Here is a 19,737-nt window from a genome sequence, read left to right as displayed (position 1 = left end):
TCTTCAGCTTGTTGACTAACATCAATAGAATCGCTCGTCCTTCCGGCGCCCACGCTTTCCGCAGGCAATCCCGGAGCCGCATCGCGACTCGCGTCGCTGCTGGGTCTCCGTTGGATTGCTTTCCTGCAGGAGTCGGGGCGCCGTCGGACGAGCAACGCAAACGGTCGCCATCTGGCGGCCGTTTGTCTTTTTCTGAGGCCTCGATGGCCGAAGAAAAAAGCCCTGGATATGTTCTTAGAACCGATGAAAACGGAAAACGGTATGTATGGACCGTCACCGCCTCCGAACAGGAAGGGAATCATCATGAACCGATCCGCACCGACGCCTCGTTAGACCAGTTGGTCCCGAAAAACCACCTCGTCCGTAAGATTGACCGCCATGTCGACTTCTCCATCGTCCATCGCGCCAACCTTATGGCAGCCACCGCATAAAACATGAAGAAGCTGGCCAGTTCACTGGCCTGGAGAGACCGTATACATACCATTTTTTCAATCTTGTGCCGGGTAGAGCGCCTCAAGGTCATCGAACATAAAAAAAGACGAACCAATTCGCTTTTCGCGAATTGGCTCTTTTTTTACGCCATTTTCAACTGTTCCATAATTTGATCAAGACCCATGCCGTTTCCTGAAGAGACGGCTGCGACGAACGCGCTCTCGACGATCGGGCCGTCATAGAACTTGATTTTCTTATCGCCTTCATACATATCGATAGCAAGCTCAGCGTTCATCGTCGCCGATCCGATATCGGACAGGATGAGTGCCTCTTTGTCGACGGTTTCGATGGCCTCGAGGATACGGGTCACATCGGTTCCAATACTGCCGTCTTCTAGTCCGCTCGCAAGATGAATCGGAACGGCTGGAGCCATCTCTTTCATCAAATCTTGAATCCCTTCACCAATTTTAGCGCTATGCGAAACGATGATGAGCTCTACGATGTTAACCGACCTCCTTCATAATCGCTTTCAAGACGATTGAACTGGACAACGCGCCAGGGTCAATTGTACCGCGAGAGTTCTCTCCGAAGTACGAGGCGCGGCCTTTCGTCGCCACCATCCTTTCCGTCTCATTGACGAGATGATCCAACTTTGAGGTAAAGTTATCTGACTCGCTCAAACCGTCTAAAAATGGCTCCCAGACGTCGACCATCGTCTTTTGCCCGGCGGTGGACTTGCCTCGGGCTTTGATCGCAGCCGTCCCTTCCTCTAGCGCTTCTTTCACGAGCGCGAAGTCGGCCTCGGTCGCGTCACCAAATTTCGGTGCTGCCTTGACGAATGCCGAGCCATAGAGTGGGCCGGCCGCACCGCCGACTTTTGACATGAGCGTCATCCCGACTTTTTTACTCAACTCACCGAGAGAAGCGTACTCATCGTCGAGGATCGCAACGACCGCATCAAAGCCACGTGACATATTGATACCGTGGTCACCGTCCCCGATCGCCCGGTCTAGGTCTGTCAGTGTATCTTTATTCGCTTCAATCTCAGATTGGGCATGTCGGAGCGCTTGTTTGAACCCTTCAATCGTCAACATCGATTAAACACCTCGTTTGTTAGATTTTGAAACCGAGCGCCGCTGATGGCGCGTCAAGATAGCTTGTCAATTCATCGTCGAGCGGTAACAGGGTGATGGAGAAACCATGCATCTCGAGAGATGTCATATAGTTACCAACGTATTTACGTTTTAACGTGTAACCAGCCGCTTCTAATTTTTTGGCAACGAAGTGGTACGTCACGTAAAGCTCAGAGAGCGGTGTCCCCCCCATACCGTTGACCATGACGGCGACTTCTCCAGGCTCGACTTCTTTTGTCAGATGTTCGAGCAGGTCGTCGACAATCGAATCGACGTCGGTCGTCGGTTTCCGTTCGACACCGCGCTCGCCGTGAATCCCGATCCCGATTTCCATCTCTTCCTCGTTCAAGTCAAAGCCAGGTTTACCGCTCACTGGCATGTAGCACGGCTCGACCGCCATTCCCATCGAGCGGACGTGAGCTGCGACTTTTTTAGCGAGCGCTTTCACTTCTTCCAATGACTTCCCGCTCGCTGCTGCGGCTCCGGCAATCTTATGCACGAACACCGTGCCTGCTACGCCACGGCGGTCTTCTTTATTTGAAATCGCGACGTCATCAGCGACGACGACGTGATCGACTTTGATCCCTTCGGCGTCGGCAAGTTCGCCGGCCAGTTCGAAGTTCATGACATCACCGGAATAGTTTTTGACAACGAGCAACACACCGTTGCCGCCGTCCGCCGCTTTGATGCCTTCGAGTACCATGTCTGGGGTCGGGGACGTGAACACTTCACCACAAACAGCGGCGTCGAGCATCCCATCGCCAACGTAACCGGCGTGTGCAGGTTCATGCCCGCTTCCGCCACCTGAGACGAGTCCGACTTTTCCGGATTTGGCGCCGTCCGCTCTGCAGATGACGTTTACCCCTTCGACGCGACCGTACAGTTCAGGATGGGCGTGTACCATCCCTTCGACCATTTGCGACACAAGTTCACTTGCTTCACCAATCAGTTTTTTCACGTGGGATCACTCCTTTTTAAGTTTGAAAACTACCATTTTCAATTTTCCACTCTTTCGAACGGACTAAACAAAAAAGGTCGGCGAATTGTTTCGCCGACCTTGTCTCATACATATTCAAGTAAAGCGCCAGTCTCTGAATCGACCGTGAATTGGTACGTCGTTTCTTCGTCGCTCTCGAGGACCGAAATCCCGCCTTTGTAAACATCATACTCACGACCGTCATAAGTATAGATCTCCGGTGATGCCGAGATCCATGCGCCTTGGACGTGACCTTTCGCTGAAAACGCCCGTTTCGTGTACTCGAGCGCATCTTCAGCCGATAAGCTTCGTTCATCTAACACTTTTTTCGTCATAAGTGCGGCAACGACGGCAACCCCGATTCCAACTAACCAATACCTTTTCTTCATATGACTACCTCCCCTTGAACTATGGCTATCATGTACATCGTACCAAAACCTGTACCCCATTGGAATGAAAAGCATTCGCTTCCATCGAAATATTCTGTATATAATGAGACCAGAACGAGTGAAAGGATGAAATAAAATGGAACAAAAAACGAGAGAATTATTTAAGACGTTGACGGAATTGCCAGGAGCGCCCGGCTTCGAATCAGAAGTTCGTCAATTTGTCCGTGACCGGATCACTCCGCACGTCGATGATGTGATGATGGACGGAATCGGTTCAATCTTCGGGAAACGAGTCGGGGACGAGTCGGGACCACGCATCATGGTCGCCGGTCATATGGATGAAGTCGCGTTCATGGTCACACGGATCACAGAGAACGGCATGCTGTACATACAACCGCTCGGCGGCTGGTGGAGCCAAGTACTGATGGCACAACGGTTCGACATCGTAACATCGAACGGGAAAATCCCGGGTGTTGTCGCCTCGACGCCTCCGCATTTACTTGGGCCTGAGGCGCAGAACAAGCCGATGGAAATCAAGCAGATGTTCATCGATATCGGAGCCGACTCAAAAGAAGAGGCGGAGTCATGGGGCGTCCGGCCAGGACTTCCTGCCGTGCCGACGAGTGAATTCACTCCGCTCCACCATCCGAAAAAAATTATGGCCAAAGCATGGGACAACCGCTACGGCGTCGGTCTCGCCGTCGAGTTGCTCGAAGAGACGACCAAAGCAGATCATCCGAACATTTTGTTCTCGGGTGCGACTGTCCAAGAAGAAGTCGGCCTGCGCGGAGCCCAGACGGCTGCCGAGATGATTCAGCCGGACGTCGCGCTCGTGCTCGATGCGTCGCCAGCCAATGATGCTTCCGGCAATAAGACGGAATTCGGTCAGCTCGGCGAAGGCGCGCTCATCCGGATCCTTGACCGCGTCATGGTCATGTCTCCGGAAATGCGTGACTTCTTGCTCGATACAGCGTCAGATGAAAACATTAAGACACAATACTTCGTGTCACCAGGTGGGACGGACGCAGGTCGTATTCATATGAGTGGGCAAGGTGTGCCGACCGCCGTCATCGGCGTCGCAGCCCGTTACATTCATACGCACGCCTCGATTTTGCACACGGATGACTACGATGCGGCCAAAGCGCTTCTAAAAGCGCTCGTCAAACGGTTAGACCGTTCGACGATGGAAACGCTCCGCGCATCCCGTTAATGAACGACGCCACTTTAACCGAGTGGCGTTTTTTCCTGTTGATATTTACCGGAAAAAGATTATACTGAGAAAAGTGTGAAGACATAAACTTTACGGCTGACAAGACAATAGAAAGAGGGGTGAATCCCATGCTCAAGAAGAAAGGGATCACGCTCAGCCCGTCACTCTACTTTGTGACGGCGCTCAGCTATATGGCACTCGGATTATTCAGTACACTCATTATCGGGTTGATCATGAAGACGATTGGCGGACAACTGCTCGGTACGAGCGTTAGCGGTCTCGGCGATACACTCCAACAAATCGGAGACGTCGCCATCAGTTTGACGGGACCGGCCATCGGGATTGCGATCGCCTATGCGCTCCAGGCTCCGCCGCTCATCTTGTTTTCAGCGCTCGTCGTCGGGACGTTCGGCTATGAGTTCGGGCCGGCGGGTAGTTATGTCGCGACGCTTCTTTCGGTCGAACTGGCCAAGCTCGTCTCGAAGTCAACGAAGCTTGATATTTTAGTGACGCCATTCACGACGATCGCGATTGGTTACTTGAGTGCGACGTATATCGGGAAATATGTCGGTCTGTTCATGACCCAACTCGGCACGTGGATCGAGTGGGGGACTGAACAACAACCGCTCATTATGGGCGTCATCGTCGCGACGCTCATGGGTCTCGCGTTGACGGCCCCGATTTCAAGCGCGGCCATCGCGCTCATGCTCGGGCTTAGCGGAATCGCCGCCGGTGCGGCGACGGTCGGTTGTGCGGCCCAAATGGTCGGGTTCGCGGTCACGAGTTACCGGGACAACGGTATCGGTGGAGCGGTTGCCCAAGGGATCGGCACATCGATGCTTCAAGTCGGGAATATCGTCAAAAATCCATGGATCCTACTGCCCCCGACGGTTGCCGGTGCGGTGCTCGCCCCGATCGCCATCTTGCTGTTTGAATTAGAGAGTGTCGCGGCAGGGGCCGGGATGGGGACGAGCGGGCTCGTCGGTCCGATCGTCATGCTCGAAACGATGGGCTTCAGTTGGCATACGTTGATCGTCGTCTTCGGTTTCTTGATAGTCGGTCCGGCCATACTCAGCTATGCGGTATATCAAGTATTGACCCGGATGAACCGGATTCAGCCGAATGATATGAAAATCGAATATTGAACCGACACACAAAAAATAAGCGTCTCGCCAAGTTGCGAGACGCTTATTCATATGACGCCGAGCAGATCACCAGCCGAAGAAGTTACGGACGGTCTCGACGGTTTCGCGCGGGATTCTAAAGCTGACGAAGAACAGCGTGAGTATCAACGCGTAGATGGGAAGTAAAAAACGTTTCCTGACAATCGGCAAGTAGCGGACGAGGCGTTTCAACCCACGTTCTACGATGTAAATGATGGCGAATCCAACGATGAGCCAAACGAGAATCTGACTTCGTGTCTTATCTGTATCGATGAACAAGTACCCGTAGCGGAGAATGGAGAGCATTCCGACGGCGCCGACGAGCTGTTCGAGTGGGTGTTTCATATCCGGATTTAATTGTTCACGCGTCCATTTTGTCATATCGTCACCTTTTTCAAATAGTCTTCGCCCTTGATTATAGCAAAACACGAGAGCGGATTGTGAGAACGGACTTATGCTATCATTAACGAGGAAAATAGAACAGGAGTGATGAAGATGAAACGACTGACAACGATGACTGAATATACGGAAGCGAAGCAAGGAAAGACTGTGTTTATGTTCTCGGCGACATGGTGTGGCGATTGCCGCTTCCTCGATCCGTTCATGCCCGAACTAGAATCAAAGTTCAACGAGTGGACGTTCTATTACGTCGACCGTGACGACTGGATGGAGCTCGCACAAGAACTCGATATTTTCGGAATTCCGAGTTTTGTCGCCTTCAACAGTGGACAAGAAGTGGACCGCTATGTCGGACGCGAACGTAAAACGCCGGAGCAAGTCGAAGCATTTCTTAGCGAGTTAGGGTGATCTAGATGGAACGGAATGAACTGCGGCGAGCGATCGAACGTCAATTCACTGACGGGTATCGGACGTCTTATGACAGAGAAAATGAAGTGTTACGAATCGAACGGGCAGCTGACCGGTTCGGCGTCAACATTCGACTGGCCCCACTTGTTGCCAAAGCAAAAGTTCGCGGCAATGTTGCGGTTGAAGAAGTCGTCGACTATATAAAGACGGCCCTTACAGCCGACCAAGAGATTGAATTAGTCGGCAACGAAGCCCAAATTTTCCCGGTCATTCGGGCCGGTTCGTTCTCGACAGAAACAAAAACCGGACAAGCGCTCCTCACGACACCGCATACGGCGGAGACGGCCATCTACTATGCCCTCGACCTTGGCCACGGGTATCGTTTGATTGAAGAGCGGCATTTGAATGCGACGATGACGAAAGAGCGAGTCGATCAAGTGGCGCGGGATAACGTGAAAAAGTTACCGACCGACTTAAAAGAAGACGATGTCGCCGGCAACAAATTCTATTTCCTGTCTGCCCGCGACGGATACGAGGCGTCCCGTATCCTCAATGACGAATTTTTACGGGTCATGGATCGACGAATCGAAGGGGACATGTTAGTCGGGGTCCCGCATCAAGATGTGATGATCATTGCCGATATCCGAAACGATCAAGGATACGACGCGATGCAACAGCTCATGTTCGACTTTTTTACGAACGGACGCATCCCGGTGACAGCTCTTGCGTTTCATTATGAGGACGGCGTTCTCGAACCAATTTTTATTGTTGGAAAAAAGAACCCACCAACGGACGCATAATCTGCTAAACTATTTGTGTCTAGTTTGAAAGAAGGGGCGTATTTATGTATGCAAATTAATGCTTTTTATAACCGCGAAGGAATTGGCGATGTTCTCATGGTGTTGTTAAAAGAAGGTGATCGCCATCATCAAGTCGTCGAACGAAAAGACGATGTCGCCATCGTTAAAGCGGCGGACGGATCAGTGAACGGCTACAACGTGTTCAATGCGAGTAATTATTTCAATGTCAGTGACTGGCACGGGCCGGTCGACTTGACGGCAGAATTGATTGAGACGCTCGGTGTCATTTTACGCAAGCAAAATATCGAAGTGGATTTATCGGGCGTTAACTTCACGCCGACGTTCGTTGTCGGTTATGTCGAATCGGCTGAGAAACATCCCGATGCGGATAAATTATCGATTTGCCAAGTCGAAATCGATCAAGGTACGGTTCAAATCGTTTGTGGAGCACCGAACGTTGCGGCCGGGCAAAAGGTCGTCGTCGCGAAACCAGGAGCGGTCATGCCGTCTGGTCTCATTATCCGGTCGTCTAAACTCCGTGGCGAGAGCTCGCACGGGATGATTTGTTCAGCCCGCGAGTTGAACCTTCCTGATGCGCCGCAAGAAAAAGGAATTTTAGTGTTAGATGACGAATATGAAGTAGGGAAAGCATTTGAAATCGGTCGCTAAACTCGACCGATTTTTTGCTAAATGAGGATTGAGCGAAAAAGCGAGGAATCAAGTATGGATGCATATGAACGTTCATTAAAACAGCAAGCAGAGCGAATTCGGCGCGAACTATCCCAAGAAGGGAAGAAGAGTGCGCCTGCACCAAAACCTGAACCAACGGGCGAGTTTATTCCGTCTGACGTCCCATCTCCGATTTATGGATATGCGCGACCGAAACCAAAGATCAACTTACCGACCGAGCATTCGCCCGAGACGAGAGACGATCTGTCTATCAATCAAAGCGAGCCTGATATTGATTCAGAACCATCGACCCCAGTGCCTGCTAACGAGGAAATAGTCGTAGAGGAACCTGTGCAAGTTACAGAATCTTTCGTTCCAGACGAGGTTGTCGTGGAAGTGAACGAGTCGATGGAGTCACCATTCGTGGTAGAGGAAACGGTCTCGGCAGAACATCAGACTGTTACCGAGCCTTCTGAGCCAGAAGAGACGACTATTTCCCCGGAAACATCTGACGTGATCGATGATGAGTCTTCTGTGTCGGAGGCCGACAACGCATCGGACTCGTCGAGTGATCTGAAACCGTTACTCGGAGACGTATCTATTTTAGAAGACGGTTTTGCCTCTGTGTTCATGGGTTCGACCCATTTGAAAACGTCAAAGATCGTCGTCCGTGAAGAAAAAGAAGAGGCAGCTTCAGCGGACGTTTCAATCGAAGTGACATCGGTCGAAGAAGTAGCTCCTGTCGTCGAGGATGTTGCAAAAACATTACAGACCGATACCGACGAGCCCTTTCACGCTCTTGACGAAGCCGAGTTGACACCTGCTGTCAACGTGTCTTACAAAGCGGATAGCCCCCCATTAAACGTCATGATGACTCCGCAAGACCGGATGGCGATGTATCGCAGCCGACGCCTTGCTCAAAAAAACAATAATCTGTAATAGCACGACTCCATGAGTTTTGCTATAATGACAAAGGTTTGTCGCTTTTTCTGCAAACCGCAATGAATTAGGGGGGCTATTTACAGATGAACCGTTATCACTTCGTCGGAATTAAAGGAACGGGCATGAGTCCTTTAGCTCAAATTTTAAATGATATGAACAATGAAGTCCGAGGTTCGGACGTTGACAAAACATTTTTTACAGAAGAAGCATTGAAACGGAAAGGTATCGAAATTCTTCCGTTTGATCCTGAAAATATTACTGAAGGTCAAATCGTCGTTCAAGGAAATGCGTTCACTGACGATCATCCTGAAATCTTACGCGCGCGTGAGCTCGGTTTGACGATTTATAAATATTACGAGTTCCTCGGTGAACTAGCGGATCATTATACAAGTGTCGCCATCACAGGATCGCATGGAAAGACGTCTACTACTGGTCTGCTCGCTCATGTCATGCGTGGGATTGAGCCGACATCGTTCTTGATCGGAGACGGTACGGGCGAAGGCGTGGAAGACTCGAAAAACTTCGTGTTTGAAGCGTGTGAGTATAAGCGTCACTTCCTTTACTATCGCCCAGACTATGCGATTATGACGAATGTCGATTTTGATCATTCAGATTATTTCTCTGGCTTAGACGATGTCATTGATGCGTTCCAAGAAATGGCGAAACAAGTGGAAAAAGGTATTATCGCTTGTGGTGACGATGAGAATCTTCAACAGATTCAAGCGAACGTGCCGATCGTCTATTACGGGTTTGGTGCCCATAACGATTTCCGTTCCGAAAACGTGAACTCGACGGATAACGGGACGACGTTTGACGTCTATTTGCGTGACGATTTCTATGGGACGTTCCGCATTCCGGGATATGGTAACCACAGCGTCTTGAACGCCCTTGCCGTCATCGCGACGTGCGACTACGAGAACTTATCGAAAGATCTTGTGAAAGAGCGCCTCGAGACGTTCAACGGCGTTAAACGCCGTTTCAGTGAATCGACGCTCGATGGGCAAGTCCTGATCGATGATTACGCGCATCACCCGCGCGAAATCAGTGCGACTGTTGAAGCGGCACGTAAAAAGTACGCCGGACGGGAAGTCGTCGCGATTTTCCAACCGCATACGTACACGCGTCTCAAGTCGTTTATGGATGACTTCGCGTCATCACTCGCCGAAGCAGACGCCGTTTATTTGTGCGATATCTTTGGCTCAGCCCGAGAACAAGAAGGAACGGTCACGATTGAAGACCTTCAGTCGCGGATCGACGGTGCCAACGTTTTGAAACGTACCGATGTCGGCGTTCTCCGTCAACATCGTGATGCGGTCTTGTTGTTCATGGGAGCAGGAGATATTCAGACGTATCAACGCGAGTATGAGAACTTCGTCAAACTCGAAGCGTAAGTTGTGAGCGGATGGCCCGGGCCATTCGCTTTTTTTGTGTTTAAACTCGAATAAAGAAGGAAATAGTATTATCGACTGAACACAAAAAAGGAGATGTTAAGAATGGCAAGCCAAGGCTCATTGAATACGTTGAACAAAGAGGTGGCCAACTACGGCCTACTATTCGTCAAACTTCATAACTACCACTGGTATATTAGCGGACCTCACTTCTTCACATACCATGAAAAATTAGAGGAGCTTTACAACTTGGTCGCTGAGCTGTATGACGATGTCGCCGAGCGTTTACTCATGAATGACGGGGAACCGTATGCGACGATGAAAGAGTATTTAGAGCACTCGACACTACAAGAAGGTGATCGTCACGCCGATACAGAACAGATGATCAAAGACGTGATCACTGATTTCAAACAAATCCGTCAAGAAATGCAAGATGCGATGGAAAACTTTGAGGACGGGGACGAAGCGATCGAAGATACGTTCGTTTCCCACATCGAACGCCTCGAAAAAGAAATTTGGATGATGTCTGCCGCTCTCGGCAGAAAGACGAAACTATAATGAAAAGGTGCGCCAAATTTGGAGGCGCACCTTTTTTCGTTCATTTTAAGTTTTCTGGATTCAACGGTTGTAACGTGTCGACGACGAAACGGCCGTCTTTCCGGATCAAGACGTCGTCAAACCAAATCTCGCCGCCGCCATAGTCAGGGCGTTGGATATTGACGAGGTCCCAATGGATGGAAGAGTTGTTGCCGTTATAGGCATCGTCATACGCTTGTCCCGGGGTGAAGTGGAAACTGCCATCGATTTTCTCGTCGAATAAAATATCTTTCATCGGATGTTGGATGTAAGGGTTCACGCCGATCGCGAATTCACCGACGTAACGAGCTCCTTCGTCCGTATCGAACACTTCATTGATGCGCTCGGTATCGTTCGCCGTCGCTTCGACGATCTTTCCGTCTTTAAATGTCAGCGTCACGTTCTCGAACGTAAAACCGTGGTACGGCGATGGCGTGTTGTACGTGATGACGCCATTGATCGAATCTTTGACCGGCGCGGTGAACACTTCTCCGTCCGGGATGTTCATTTGACCCGAGCACTTGATGGCTGGGATGTCTTTGATCGAGAACGTGAGCTCCGTGCCTGGTCCTTTGATCGTGACACGGTCGGTTTGGTCCATGAGCGTGACGAGTGCGTCCATAGCCCGGTCCATCTTGCCGTAATCGAGTGTGCAGACGTTGAAATAGAAGTCTTCGAACGCCTCCGTCGATTTTCCGGCGAGTTGGGCCATCGACGGTGATGGATAACGCAAGACGACCCATTTCGTCCCTTTGACGCGATCTTCCGTATGCATTTTACCGATTGTGGCGCCGACAAGCTTTTGTTGCTCGGCGGGAACGTCCGACAGCTCGTTAATGTTATCACCCGCACGGAGACCGATATAGGCGTCCATCGCTTGCATTTGCTTGCGTTCGATGTCGGCCATCAATTCGAGTTGTTCCTTGCTTGCTTGCGTGTATAACTTCCGCAAGATACGGCTTTCTTTCAACAAGACGAACGGATGCCCCCCAGCTTCGTACGCTTTTTCGACAAGTGCCTCGACGAGCGACTCCTCGACGCCGAAATTCTCGATGAGAACGCGTTCGCCTGGCTTTAATTCGGTTGAATAATTGATCAACCCGTCTGCCAATTGTGTGATTCTTGGATCTCTCATACAAACACCCCTTAAACTTTTTTTAATTTATTTCTATTTTAGTGTAATCGAAAACATAAAAACGGGTAAAGGAATAATCAGACCGGATGGCGAAAACGGTAGTGACAAATCTTTTCAGTCATAATGGTGCTATAATGAAACCACCACATAATCGAACAGGAGGAATGGACGAATGGAAATCACCTTAGGAGGCATTGCAGGGCTCATCGCAGCACTTGCATTTGTCGTACTTGTATTTTTCTTGGCTCGCGTCTTGTCGAACGTCAATCGCACACTCGGCAGCGTCGCGAATACGACAGAAAATTTAGAACGTCAGTTAGATGGCATTACAATGGAAGTGACGGCGCTCTTACATAAGACGAACCGTCTCGTAGATAACGTAGAAGAGAAGACAGAGTTGCTCGCACCGGTGGCACATGCCCTCGACGAGCTCGGCACATCGCTAAATGAAGTGACCGAGTCGGTACGAACAGTTTCTTCATCGGTTCACGTGGCAGCAGACGAAAATAAAGACCAGATTGCCCAAGCCGTACGTTGGGGCTCGGTCGCGGTAGAGCTATTCAAGAAAAACAAAACAGAAACTTCTTCAGAAGAGCGCCCGTCACGCCGTCGTGGCCGCCGGGAGCGTAAGCAAGACACGCCATCGGTCTCACCAGGATTAATCGCGACAGACGATACAATCAAATCATAACAAGCCCAAGGAGGATATATTATGACATACGTTAAAAAAGACCAAACGAATCAAGATCAGCAATCAAGCGGCGGATTCCTAGCCGGCGTCGTCCTCGGCGGTATCATCGGTGCAGCCGTTGCCTTGCTCACCTCGCCAAAAAGTGGACGCGAAGTACGCACTTATCTCGATGAGAAAACATCGACTTCACGTGAACGTTTGACCGTCAAATCAAAAGAAGTACGTGAAAAAGCTGAGCCGGTCGTCGGAGAATGGATCAAAGTAGCGAGCGACAAGGCTGCTCCGGTCCTCAATCTCGTCAAAGATAAGGCACGCGAGGCTGCTGAACTGAAACAGCAAGTCGATGAAGATGAACTCTCTATCGAAGAAGCGATGGAAAAAGCGGATCAGCTCGTCGCGGAAGCGGAAGCCGAAGTGAAAGAACAGCTCGATCAAGCAGCAGAAGAAACGTCAAGCGAAGCAACAGAACAAGCTGACACAGACGCTAAGCCAGAATCGACCCAATCAAAAGGCGAATCAAACTCGAAAGCAAACAAGTCGAACACGAATAAGTCGAATGCGAGCAAGCAAGAGCCGAAGAATAGTCGCGACGAGTCGGCGAACTATGAGTCGGATTTCGAAGCGCCTGTCAAAGACTTGCTCGACGATGAATCAAAACAAGAACTGAAAGAATTGAAGAACGACTTGAAGAACGGCAATAAATAATGCTTCAAGTGTCCGGACAATCCGGACACTTTTTTTGTGGATTTTGTGTCATAGCCCATTTGTCTATGACAAAGCGAATAAAGTTCGCTATAATTAAGTTTCTGGAAAGAACGGCTTAGGAATGAGAGGGAAATTATGAGTCCACAAGATCAATTGAATCGATTACGTCGTGAAATGGATGAATTGAACCGGGAGATGCTCGACTTGATTAGTCGTCGTGGAACGCTCGCGGTCGAAATTGGAAAAGTGAAACGTCTTCAAGGTGTGGAGCGGTATGACCCGATTCGAGAACGAGAAATGTTAGATTTCATCGCCGCCTCGAATCCCGGTCCTTTCGAGACGTCACGCCTTCAGCATTTGTTCAAAGAAATGTTTAAAGCGTCTGCCGAGTTGCAAGGAGAAGATCGAGATAAAACGTTGCTCGTGTCGCGCAAGCGTCAAGCAGAAGATACGATCGTCACATTGAAAGATGTAGTCATCGGTAACGGTCGGCCGCAATTGATTGCCGGTCCATGTGCGGTCGAATCGTTCGAGCAAGTGAATGCAGTGGCTGAGAAGTTAGCGTTGTCCGGCGTGAAAATCATGCGCGGCGGCGCCTATAAGCCGCGGACTTCACCGTACGACTTTCAAGGTCTCGGATTTGAAGGCCTCAAACTGTTGAAACAAGCGGCCGATCGCCACGACTTGCGTGTCATCTCAGAGATCATGACACCGGGTGCGGTCGAGTCAGCGCTGCCTTACGTCGATATCATTCAAGTCGGGGCGCGCAACATGCAAAACTTCGATTTGTTGAAAGAAGTCGGAAAGACGTCAAAACCAGTTCTACTGAAGCGGGGTCTTGCGGCGACGATCGAAGAATTCATTTATGCGGCGGAATACATCATGGCGAGCGGCAATAGCCAAGTCATTTTGTGCGAACGCGGCATCCGGACGTATGAGCGGGCGACACGTAACACGCTCGACATCACGGCCGTTCCGATTTTAAAACAAGAGACACATTTACCGGTCATGGTCGATGTCACCCATTCAACGGGACGACGCGATTTGTTGCTTCCGGCAGCGAAAGCGGCGCTCGCGGTCGGTGCCGACGGCGTCATGGTCGAAGTGCATCCGAATCCGGCAATCGCCTTGTCTGATGCCCAGCAGCAGCTTGATTTCAATCAATTTGATCAGTTCATCGATGGACTCACAGCTCAGTTCCCTCAACTTGATTTGGTGAAAAAATAAGCTTTCCAATTGGAAACGTTTTATATAGCGTGAAGACAGGGTAAAATGATGACAGATACCTGTCTTCCTTTTTTGATACGTTTTTTGAAAATCGTTTGAAAATCATTGCTTGTAGGAGGAGTTTTAATGAATAGTAACAATATCACAATCTATGACGTCGCGCGCGAAGCCGGGGTGTCGATGGCGACCGTCTCACGTGTCGTCAACGGAAACCCGAACGTGAAGCCGACAACCCGTAAAAAAGTACAGGACGCAATCGATCGACTCGGCTATCGTCCGAACGCCGTCGCACGTGGTCTTGCGAGTAAAAAGACGACGACAGTCGGCGTCATCGTGCCAGACATCTCAAACATCTTCTTTGCTGATTTAGCACGCGGAATCGAGGACGTAGCGACGATGTATAAATACAACATCATCCTCGGCAACTCGGACTCGAACCGCGACAAGGAAATTCATTTGTTGAACACGTTACTCGGTAAACAAGTCGATGGGATCATCTTCATGGGCGGCCGTCTTCACGAAGACCTCGTTGATGAGTTCAAAAAATCACCGGTCCCAATCGTTCTTGCAGCGACGTTGAACCAAGGGTATGACCTCCCAGCGGTCAATATCGACTATGAGCAGGCTGCCTATGACGCAACCAAAATGTTGATTGGCCACGGCCATAAACAAGTCGGCTTCATCACGGGGCCGCTCGAGCAACAAATCAATGGCGAGAAGAAGTTCTCTGGCTACCGCCGTGCCCTTGAGGATGCGGGACTTCCGTTCCGTGAGAACGATGTCATTCTTGGGAACTATACGTATGCGTCTGGCCTCGAAGCGATGCAAAAGATGCTCGGACGCGATGACTGCCCGAAAGCAATCTTCGCCGGTACGGACGAGATGGCACTCGGCGTCATCCATGCGATCCAAGATGCAGGGTATTCTGTGCCGAACGATTTTGAAGTCGTCGGTCACGATAACACGCGTCTCGCCACGATGATTCGTCCGAAGTTGACGACGGTCGTTCAACCGATGTATGACATCGGCGCTGTCGCTATGCGATTATTGACGAAAATCTTGAATGCTGAAGAAATCGAAGAGAAAAACGTCGTCTTGCCGCACCGGATCGAGCGTCGTGACTCGTTACGAAAAGACTGAATCAAAAAACCCGATGTGAGTTGGCAATTGCCAACTTACATCGGGTTTTTCATAAGTAAAGTGACTTGCGGTCGTTTGAGATGAACGGCCAAAATGCGCGTTTCGTCACTTCCCAGTTCTTCTCTTCGATTTGTTGCCGTCGCGGAATATGGTCGAACGTGTACGCATGGTCATCCCATGTCGTCGGCAACGGCTGGTCTGACTCGTTTTGCCACCGTTCAATCCAGGCGGACGGGATGTCGCCTGCGTACGGAGCTTCGCGTGTCAATCCGGCCCACACTTGCGACCAGGCGCGCGGGACAGCTCGGAACCAGTCGTACCCGCCGCCGCCTAAGGCGACGAGTCGTCCTTCCGTGTACTCGTCGGCGAGGCGAGAGGCGATTTGAGGGATTTGTTCGAACGTATGAATCGTCGAGGCGAGATGCGTCAACGGGTCGAACGCGTGCGCATCAGCCCCGTTCTGCGTCAAGATGATATCTGGTTTGAACCACTCACACGCTTCCCGGAGCACGGTCTCGTAACAGCGCAGGAACGATTCGTCTTGGGTGAAAGCATCAATCGGGACGTTCCAACTATAGCCGTAGCCGTTCCCGTTGCCGCGCTCTGTGACCGCCCCTGTGCCTGGGAAGAGGTAGCGGCCGGTCTCGTGGATCGATAGCGTCATCACATCCTCGTCATCATAGAACAGCCATTGGACACCGTCTCCGTGGTGAGCGTCTGTATCGACGTAGAGGACCCGTGTCCCATATTGCTTGCGGACGTGAGCGATGGCGACGGCGGCGTCGTTATAGACGCAAAAGCCGGACGCTTTTCGTCTCATCCCGTGATGGAGCCCGCCACCGACGTGAAAAGCGCGTTCGACTTGTCCGCTCGCGACGAGTTCAAGCGCATGCATCGTTCCGCCGACGAGCCGGGCAGCTCCTTCGTGAATAGCTGGGAAGATGGGCGTATCTTCCGTCCCGAGTCCGAATTTATTTGCTTTCAGCCCTGACAGTTTACCCGCGGCAGCTGCTTGGACGGCCTCGATGTAGTCAACGTCATGGACAAGCGCGAGCGACTCGACTGAAGCGATCGGTGAGGCGATCCACTCAGAGGCTGACAGTTTTCCGGAATCGACCAGAAGAGATGTCGTCAGCTCTAAACGGATCGGATTGAACGGATGATCCGCGTGGAAGCGGTACGAGTTCTCATTCTCCCCGAATATGTAGGCGGGTCTCATTGGAACATCTCCGGACCCAGTACGTCAAAACCTTCTCGCTTTAATCGATCGATGATGCGCAGCGGGTTCATCGTTTGAACACGGAATGAGATGATTCGCTTATATGGATCGGGTGTCGGATGGACGAAGACGTTGATGATATTCACGTTCGTTTTTGCTAAGAGCCGCGTCACTTTTTCAAGTGCACCGGTCGTATTCTCGACAAGGATCTCGATTTGTGAGCTCGGTTCGAGTGCGCCCGTCAATTGGACGAAATAACGAAGTAAATCGGTTTCGGTCAACACACCGACAAGTTTCCCTTGCTCGACGATCGGCAGGCACGTCAAACGATATTCATAGAACAGGGCGGCCGCGTCTTCAAAAAAATCGTACGGGTGGGCCGTCGTCACGTCTTGACGCATAATGCTCGAGACGGGGTTTTTAAAGTCGGCACGCTCACTCTCTGGATGAAATACACTTGTGGCACCGCTCATCTCGAACTGACCGATAATCCCGACAACTTGCCGGGCCGGATTGGTGACGATCAAGTGGCGTACTTTATGGTCGCGCATGAGTTTTGCCGCGTGCGCAATCGTATTGGTCGGTTGAATCGTCACGACGTGGCGATTCATCATTTGCTCAATCAGCATCGTAACCCTCCTCAGTCATACATGAACCGGCGTCGAAGCCGGAGTGAATCGAAGTGATCGATCGATTCTTGCCGCACGTTTTTTCCGATGCGGGCCATCAGACAGTTGGCCGGGTGGGACGCGATTTCCGGATCGTCCGTCGGATAGAAGACAAGACCGCCGTGGTTCATCATTTTCTCCATCACTTTGCGGTAGTCCCAAATCGACAGACCGCTTCCTTTTAGATCCCAGTGCCAATAGTATTCCGTCGTCAAGATTAAAAAATCATCCATATGGGGATCTAGCATCGACACTTCGAGTAGCTGTTTACCGATCCGTTGTCCCCGGAAGCGTGGACTCACCTCGATGGCGCCGAGCTCGAGAATATATGGATCATTCCCCTCACTCCAACGTTCATACGGGTCTGGATACAAATACGTGACGTAACCGATGACGAGGTCGTCAACGCGCGCCACGATGATCCGTCCTTCTTTCAACCCGGCAATTTCAACGAGCGCCTTATGTTGGTCTTCTGGCTCTCGAAACGCGGTCAAGCCTTCATCAAGCCGATACGTTGCGAGCACGTCGCTCTCGATTGGTCCATCGATGATTACGGCTCCGAGTGAGGTTTCCCACACTTTTGAATGATATTGTTTTTCCATGGAGTCACCACCTTCTTCACGTTCTATTATAGCGCTTTCATTGCACAACGTTCACACTGTTTTGGAGTTTTTGGAAATTCATTGATTTGTCATAATATTAACACTATACTGAAAGTGGTTACACCATTCATTATAGGGGGAGGCGAATCTTTGACGATGGAAAACTTGAAAGCGTTATCAGGGGAGCATCAATTAGCGTCGTATGAAGAGGCTTGTCAGTCGTTCGAGTGGACGCAAGCAGAAGGATTATTGTCTTGGAACCTGACTGGAAATGTCAACATGGCGTACGAGGCGATTGATCGTCACGCTGAAGGGGAGCTGGCGGACAAACTGGCACTGCTCTATTTCGATGGGGATCGGGAAGAGCGGTATACTTACGCGCAGATGAAACAGGAAAGTAATCGCGCTGGAAATGTTCTGAAATCGGTTGGGGTGGAGAAAGGCGATCGTGTCTTTGTCTTCATGCCGCGGAGTCCAGAACTTTATTTTATTTTACTCGGTGCGTTAAAGCTCGGTGCGATTGTCGGACCGCTATTTGAGGCGTTCATGGAACAGGCGGTACACGACCGGTTGCTCGACGCGGAAGCGAAAGTCATCGTGACGACAGAGGCGCTGTTGCCGCGTATACCCGTCGATCAATTGCCACATCTTGAGACGATTTTGCTTGTTGGCGACGACGTCGACGAGTCAGGGGAAATCATCGATTACCGGAAACTGGCGAACGATGCATCGACCGATCTCGATATTACATGGGTCGACCGAGAAGACGGCATGATCTTGCATTATACGTCGGGCTCGACCGGGAAACCGAAAGGCGTCTTGCATGTCCATAACGCCATGATCCAGCACTTGATGACCGGGAAATGGGTGCTCGATTTGCAACCGGACGATATTTACTGGTGCACCGCCGACCCGGGCTGGGTGACGGGTACGAGTTACGGAATTTTTGCGCCGTTCTTGAACGGGGCGACGAACGTGATCGTCGGCGGACGGTTCAACCCTGAGTTTTGGTACTCGGTCATCGAGCGGTTCGGCGTCACCGTCTGGTACAGCGCGCCGACAGCGTTCCGGATGTTGATGGGCGCGGGGGAGGAAGCGTTCGAGAAGTACGACTTGTCATCACTGCGCCACATTCTATCGGTCGGCGAACCGCTCAACCCGGAAGTCATTCGCTGGGGCAACGAATCGTTCGGGCTACGCATTCATGACACGTGGTGGATGACGGAGACAGGAGCGATGATGATCTGTAACTATCCGACGATGGACATTAAACCGGGATCGATGGGGAAAGCGATTCCTGGCTGTGAGGCGGCGATCTTAGACGACCGTGGCCAACCGCTACCACCGCATCGGATGGGCAACTTGGCATTGAAGACGCCTTGGCCGTCGATGATGCGTAAAATTTGGAAAAATGATGCGAAGTACGAGAGCTACTTCTGGGGTGACTGGTACGTATCTGGTGATTCGGCCTATATGGACGAGGACGGTTATTTCTGGTTCCAAGGCCGAGTGGATGACGTCATCATGACGGCAGGAGAGCGGGTCGGACCGTTCGAAGTCGAGAGCCGCCTCGTCGAGCATCCGGCTGTCGCCGAAGCCGGAGTCATCGGGAAACCGGATCCGATCCGCGGTGAGATCATCAAAGCGTTCATCGCGCTCAGAAAAGGCTATGAGCCATCGGACGAATTGAAAGCAGAAATCCAAAAATTCGTCAAAGAAGGTTTGGCGGCCCATGCGGCACCGCGTGAGATCGAGTTCAAAGACAAATTGCCGAAAACGCGGAGCGGAAAAATTATGCGTCGCGTCCTCAAAGCATGGGAGTTGAACCTTGAGGCCGGAGACTTATCGACGATGGAAGATTGAGC

The 19,737-nt window shown here is 51.0% G+C and carries 23 protein-coding genes; 14 read left to right on the top strand and 9 right to left on the bottom strand.

The genetic code is table 11. The annotated features are described in order from the left end of the window. The first annotated feature begins 8 nt into the window (after positions 1-8). Positions 9-431 (top strand): hypothetical protein, encoded by a 423-nt coding sequence (locus EVJ26_RS14375; protein WP_161567599.1) that lies wholly within the window; start codon positions 9-11, stop codon positions 429-431. Positions 432-574: 143 nt separating this feature from the next. Here the strand turns inward: EVJ26_RS14375 and dhaM are convergent, their stop codons facing one another. The 4 genes from dhaM to EVJ26_RS03405 all read right to left on the bottom strand — a co-directional run bounded on the left by dhaM (position 575) and on the right by EVJ26_RS03405 (position 2,930). Beyond that, the gene (gene dhaM, locus EVJ26_RS03420; protein WP_330849175.1) at positions 575-919 is read right to left on the bottom strand and encodes a dihydroxyacetone kinase phosphoryl donor subunit DhaM; all 345 of its coding nucleotides are present in this window, start codon (positions 917-919) and stop codon (positions 575-577) included. A gap of 16 nt (positions 920-935) precedes the next feature. Further along, on the bottom strand, positions 936-1,526 hold the full coding sequence (gene dhaL / locus EVJ26_RS03415; RefSeq protein WP_131456017.1) for a dihydroxyacetone kinase subunit DhaL: 591 nt from the start codon (positions 1,524-1,526) through the stop codon (positions 936-938). A gap of 19 nt (positions 1,527-1,545) precedes the next feature. Next, positions 1,546-2,523: a dihydroxyacetone kinase subunit DhaK gene (gene dhaK, locus EVJ26_RS03410; RefSeq protein ID WP_131456018.1), complete on the bottom strand. Its 978-nt coding sequence runs from the start codon at positions 2,521-2,523 to the stop codon at positions 1,546-1,548. A 104-nt stretch (positions 2,524-2,627) separates the two neighbouring features. After that, positions 2,628-2,930 carry a PepSY domain-containing protein gene (locus EVJ26_RS03405; protein WP_131456020.1) on the bottom strand — a complete coding sequence of 101 codons (303 nt, stop codon included), beginning with the start codon at positions 2,928-2,930 and terminating at the stop codon, positions 2,628-2,630. Between the two features lie 136 nt (positions 2,931-3,066). Between EVJ26_RS03405 and EVJ26_RS03400 the strand changes: the two genes are divergently transcribed. Together EVJ26_RS03400 and EVJ26_RS03395 are read left to right on the top strand one after the other, a co-directional pair. Further along, a complete protein-coding gene (locus EVJ26_RS03400; RefSeq protein WP_131456022.1) occupies positions 3,067-4,140 on the top strand; it encodes a M42 family metallopeptidase in 1,074 nt (357 codons plus the stop codon). Positions 4,141-4,268: 128 nt separating this feature from the next. Then, a complete protein-coding gene (locus EVJ26_RS03395; protein ID WP_131456024.1) occupies positions 4,269-5,285 on the top strand; it encodes a PTS sugar transporter subunit IIC in 1,017 nt (338 codons plus the stop codon). 66 nt (positions 5,286-5,351) lie between these two features. Here the strand turns inward: EVJ26_RS03395 and EVJ26_RS03390 are convergent, their stop codons facing one another. Then, positions 5,352-5,684, bottom strand: coding sequence for an MLKL N-termimal domain-containing protein (locus EVJ26_RS03390; RefSeq protein ID WP_016508496.1), 333 nt, complete (start codon positions 5,682-5,684; stop codon positions 5,352-5,354). Between the two features lie 114 nt (positions 5,685-5,798). Between EVJ26_RS03390 and EVJ26_RS03385 the strand changes: the two genes are divergently transcribed. The 6 genes from EVJ26_RS03385 to EVJ26_RS03360 all read left to right on the top strand — a co-directional run bounded on the left by EVJ26_RS03385 (position 5,799) and on the right by EVJ26_RS03360 (position 10,467). After that, entirely contained in the window at positions 5,799-6,110 is a 312-nt protein-coding gene (locus EVJ26_RS03385; protein WP_131456026.1) for a thioredoxin family protein, read from the top strand. Positions 6,111-6,115: 5 nt separating this feature from the next. Beyond that, the gene (locus tag EVJ26_RS03380; protein WP_131456028.1) at positions 6,116-6,910 is read left to right on the top strand and encodes a DUF1444 family protein; all 795 of its coding nucleotides are present in this window, start codon (positions 6,116-6,118) and stop codon (positions 6,908-6,910) included. A 48-nt stretch (positions 6,911-6,958) separates the two neighbouring features. Further along, positions 6,959-7,579 (top strand): YtpR family tRNA-binding protein, encoded by a 621-nt coding sequence (gene ytpR / locus EVJ26_RS03375; RefSeq protein ID WP_131469753.1) that lies wholly within the window; start codon positions 6,959-6,961, stop codon positions 7,577-7,579. A 54-nt stretch (positions 7,580-7,633) separates the two neighbouring features. Continuing rightward, the gene (locus EVJ26_RS03370; RefSeq protein ID WP_131468335.1) at positions 7,634-8,518 is read left to right on the top strand and encodes a hypothetical protein; all 885 of its coding nucleotides are present in this window, start codon (positions 7,634-7,636) and stop codon (positions 8,516-8,518) included. Between the two features lie 86 nt (positions 8,519-8,604). Then, positions 8,605-9,912 carry a UDP-N-acetylmuramate--L-alanine ligase gene (gene murC / locus EVJ26_RS03365; RefSeq protein WP_131468337.1) on the top strand — a complete coding sequence of 436 codons (1,308 nt, stop codon included), beginning with the start codon at positions 8,605-8,607 and terminating at the stop codon, positions 9,910-9,912. A 102-nt stretch (positions 9,913-10,014) separates the two neighbouring features. Further along, entirely contained in the window at positions 10,015-10,467 is a 453-nt protein-coding gene (locus tag EVJ26_RS03360; protein ID WP_070329433.1) for a Dps family protein, read from the top strand. A 40-nt stretch (positions 10,468-10,507) separates the two neighbouring features. Here EVJ26_RS03360 and EVJ26_RS03355 read toward each other — a convergent pair whose 3' ends face one another. Further along, a complete protein-coding gene (locus EVJ26_RS03355) occupies positions 10,508-11,620 on the bottom strand; it encodes an aminopeptidase (RefSeq protein ID WP_071397843.1) in 1,113 nt (370 codons plus the stop codon). A 172-nt stretch (positions 11,621-11,792) separates the two neighbouring features. On the opposite strand from EVJ26_RS03355, the gene EVJ26_RS03350 reads away from it, so the two are divergent. From EVJ26_RS03350 to ccpA, 4 genes are all read left to right on the top strand, one after another. Continuing rightward, on the top strand, positions 11,793-12,311 hold the full coding sequence (locus EVJ26_RS03350) for a DUF948 domain-containing protein (RefSeq protein WP_070329435.1): 519 nt from the start codon (positions 11,793-11,795) through the stop codon (positions 12,309-12,311). A 21-nt stretch (positions 12,312-12,332) separates the two neighbouring features. Continuing rightward, a complete protein-coding gene (locus tag EVJ26_RS03345; RefSeq protein WP_131469752.1) occupies positions 12,333-13,016 on the top strand; it encodes a YtxH domain-containing protein in 684 nt (227 codons plus the stop codon). A gap of 135 nt (positions 13,017-13,151) precedes the next feature. Further along, positions 13,152-14,243, top strand: coding sequence for a bifunctional 3-deoxy-7-phosphoheptulonate synthase/chorismate mutase (locus EVJ26_RS03340; protein ID WP_131456038.1), 1,092 nt, complete (start codon positions 13,152-13,154; stop codon positions 14,241-14,243). Positions 14,244-14,369: 126 nt separating this feature from the next. Further along, positions 14,370-15,383: a catabolite control protein A gene (ccpA, locus tag EVJ26_RS03335; protein ID WP_131456040.1), complete on the top strand. Its 1,014-nt coding sequence runs from the start codon at positions 14,370-14,372 to the stop codon at positions 15,381-15,383. A 49-nt stretch (positions 15,384-15,432) separates the two neighbouring features. Here ccpA and EVJ26_RS03330 read toward each other — a convergent pair whose 3' ends face one another. From EVJ26_RS03330 to EVJ26_RS03320, 3 genes are read right to left on the bottom strand one after another with little or no spacing between them, the layout of a single operon-like run. Then, positions 15,433-16,602 (bottom strand): acetoin utilization protein AcuC, encoded by a 1,170-nt coding sequence (locus EVJ26_RS03330; RefSeq protein WP_131456043.1) that lies wholly within the window; start codon positions 16,600-16,602, stop codon positions 15,433-15,435. After that, the gene (locus EVJ26_RS03325) at positions 16,599-17,231 is read right to left on the bottom strand and encodes an acetoin utilization AcuB family protein (protein WP_016508472.1); all 633 of its coding nucleotides are present in this window, start codon (positions 17,229-17,231) and stop codon (positions 16,599-16,601) included. The genes EVJ26_RS03330 and EVJ26_RS03325 overlap by 4 nt, the downstream gene beginning before the upstream one ends. A gap of 11 nt (positions 17,232-17,242) precedes the next feature. After that, positions 17,243-17,872: a GNAT family N-acetyltransferase gene (locus tag EVJ26_RS03320; RefSeq protein WP_071397839.1), complete on the bottom strand. Its 630-nt coding sequence runs from the start codon at positions 17,870-17,872 to the stop codon at positions 17,243-17,245. Positions 17,873-18,028: 156 nt separating this feature from the next. Here EVJ26_RS03320 and acsA point away from each other — a divergent pair, with 156 nt between their 5' ends. Continuing rightward, entirely contained in the window at positions 18,029-19,735 is a 1,707-nt protein-coding gene (acsA, locus tag EVJ26_RS03315) for an acetate--CoA ligase (RefSeq protein WP_131469862.1), read from the top strand. The last annotated feature ends 2 nt before the right edge of the window (positions 19,736-19,737 follow it).

Source organism: Exiguobacterium sp. SH3S1 (assembly GCF_004337105.1).
In the GTDB taxonomy this organism is placed as follows: Bacteria; Bacillota; Bacilli; order Exiguobacteriales; family Exiguobacteriaceae; genus Exiguobacterium; species Exiguobacterium aurantiacum_A.
Note: the sequence above shows the minus strand (reverse complement) of the source record. Positions and strands in the feature narration are given on the sequence as shown.

Excerpts from the sequence above, each read along its gene's own strand:
- dhaL (WP_131456017.1), bottom strand. The coding sequence starts at position 1,526 with ATGTTGACGATTGAAGGGTTCAAACAAGCGCTCCGACATGCCCAATCT.
- EVJ26_RS03405 (WP_131456020.1), bottom strand. The coding sequence starts at position 2,930 with ATGAAGAAAAGGTATTGGTTAGTTGGAATCGGGGTTGCCGTCGTTGCC.
- EVJ26_RS03400 (WP_131456022.1), top strand. The coding sequence starts at position 3,067 with ATGGAACAAAAAACGAGAGAATTATTTAAGACGTTGACGGAATTGCCA.
- EVJ26_RS03395 (WP_131456024.1), top strand. The coding sequence starts at position 4,269 with ATGCTCAAGAAGAAAGGGATCACGCTCAGCCCGTCACTCTACTTTGTG.
- EVJ26_RS03390 (WP_016508496.1), bottom strand. The coding sequence starts at position 5,684 with ATGACAAAATGGACGCGTGAACAATTAAATCCGGATATGAAACACCCA.
- EVJ26_RS03385 (WP_131456026.1), top strand. The coding sequence starts at position 5,799 with ATGAAACGACTGACAACGATGACTGAATATACGGAAGCGAAGCAAGGA.
- EVJ26_RS03380 (WP_131456028.1), top strand. The coding sequence starts at position 6,116 with ATGGAACGGAATGAACTGCGGCGAGCGATCGAACGTCAATTCACTGAC.
- ytpR (WP_131469753.1), top strand. The coding sequence starts at position 6,959 with ATGCAAATTAATGCTTTTTATAACCGCGAAGGAATTGGCGATGTTCTC.
- EVJ26_RS03370 (WP_131468335.1), top strand. The coding sequence starts at position 7,634 with ATGGATGCATATGAACGTTCATTAAAACAGCAAGCAGAGCGAATTCGG.
- murC (WP_131468337.1), top strand. The coding sequence starts at position 8,605 with ATGAACCGTTATCACTTCGTCGGAATTAAAGGAACGGGCATGAGTCCT.
- EVJ26_RS03360 (WP_070329433.1), top strand. The coding sequence starts at position 10,015 with ATGGCAAGCCAAGGCTCATTGAATACGTTGAACAAAGAGGTGGCCAAC.
- EVJ26_RS03355 (WP_071397843.1), bottom strand. The coding sequence starts at position 11,620 with ATGAGAGATCCAAGAATCACACAATTGGCAGACGGGTTGATCAATTAT.
- EVJ26_RS03350 (WP_070329435.1), top strand. The coding sequence starts at position 11,793 with ATGGAAATCACCTTAGGAGGCATTGCAGGGCTCATCGCAGCACTTGCA.
- EVJ26_RS03345 (WP_131469752.1), top strand. The coding sequence starts at position 12,333 with ATGACATACGTTAAAAAAGACCAAACGAATCAAGATCAGCAATCAAGC.
- EVJ26_RS03340 (WP_131456038.1), top strand. The coding sequence starts at position 13,152 with ATGAGTCCACAAGATCAATTGAATCGATTACGTCGTGAAATGGATGAA.
- ccpA (WP_131456040.1), top strand. The coding sequence starts at position 14,370 with ATGAATAGTAACAATATCACAATCTATGACGTCGCGCGCGAAGCCGGG.
- EVJ26_RS03330 (WP_131456043.1), bottom strand. The coding sequence starts at position 16,602 with ATGAGACCCGCCTACATATTCGGGGAGAATGAGAACTCGTACCGCTTC.
- EVJ26_RS03325 (WP_016508472.1), bottom strand. The coding sequence starts at position 17,231 with ATGCTGATTGAGCAAATGATGAATCGCCACGTCGTGACGATTCAACCG.
- EVJ26_RS03320 (WP_071397839.1), bottom strand. The coding sequence starts at position 17,872 with ATGGAAAAACAATATCATTCAAAAGTGTGGGAAACCTCACTCGGAGCC.
- acsA (WP_131469862.1), top strand. The coding sequence starts at position 18,029 with ATGGAAAACTTGAAAGCGTTATCAGGGGAGCATCAATTAGCGTCGTAT.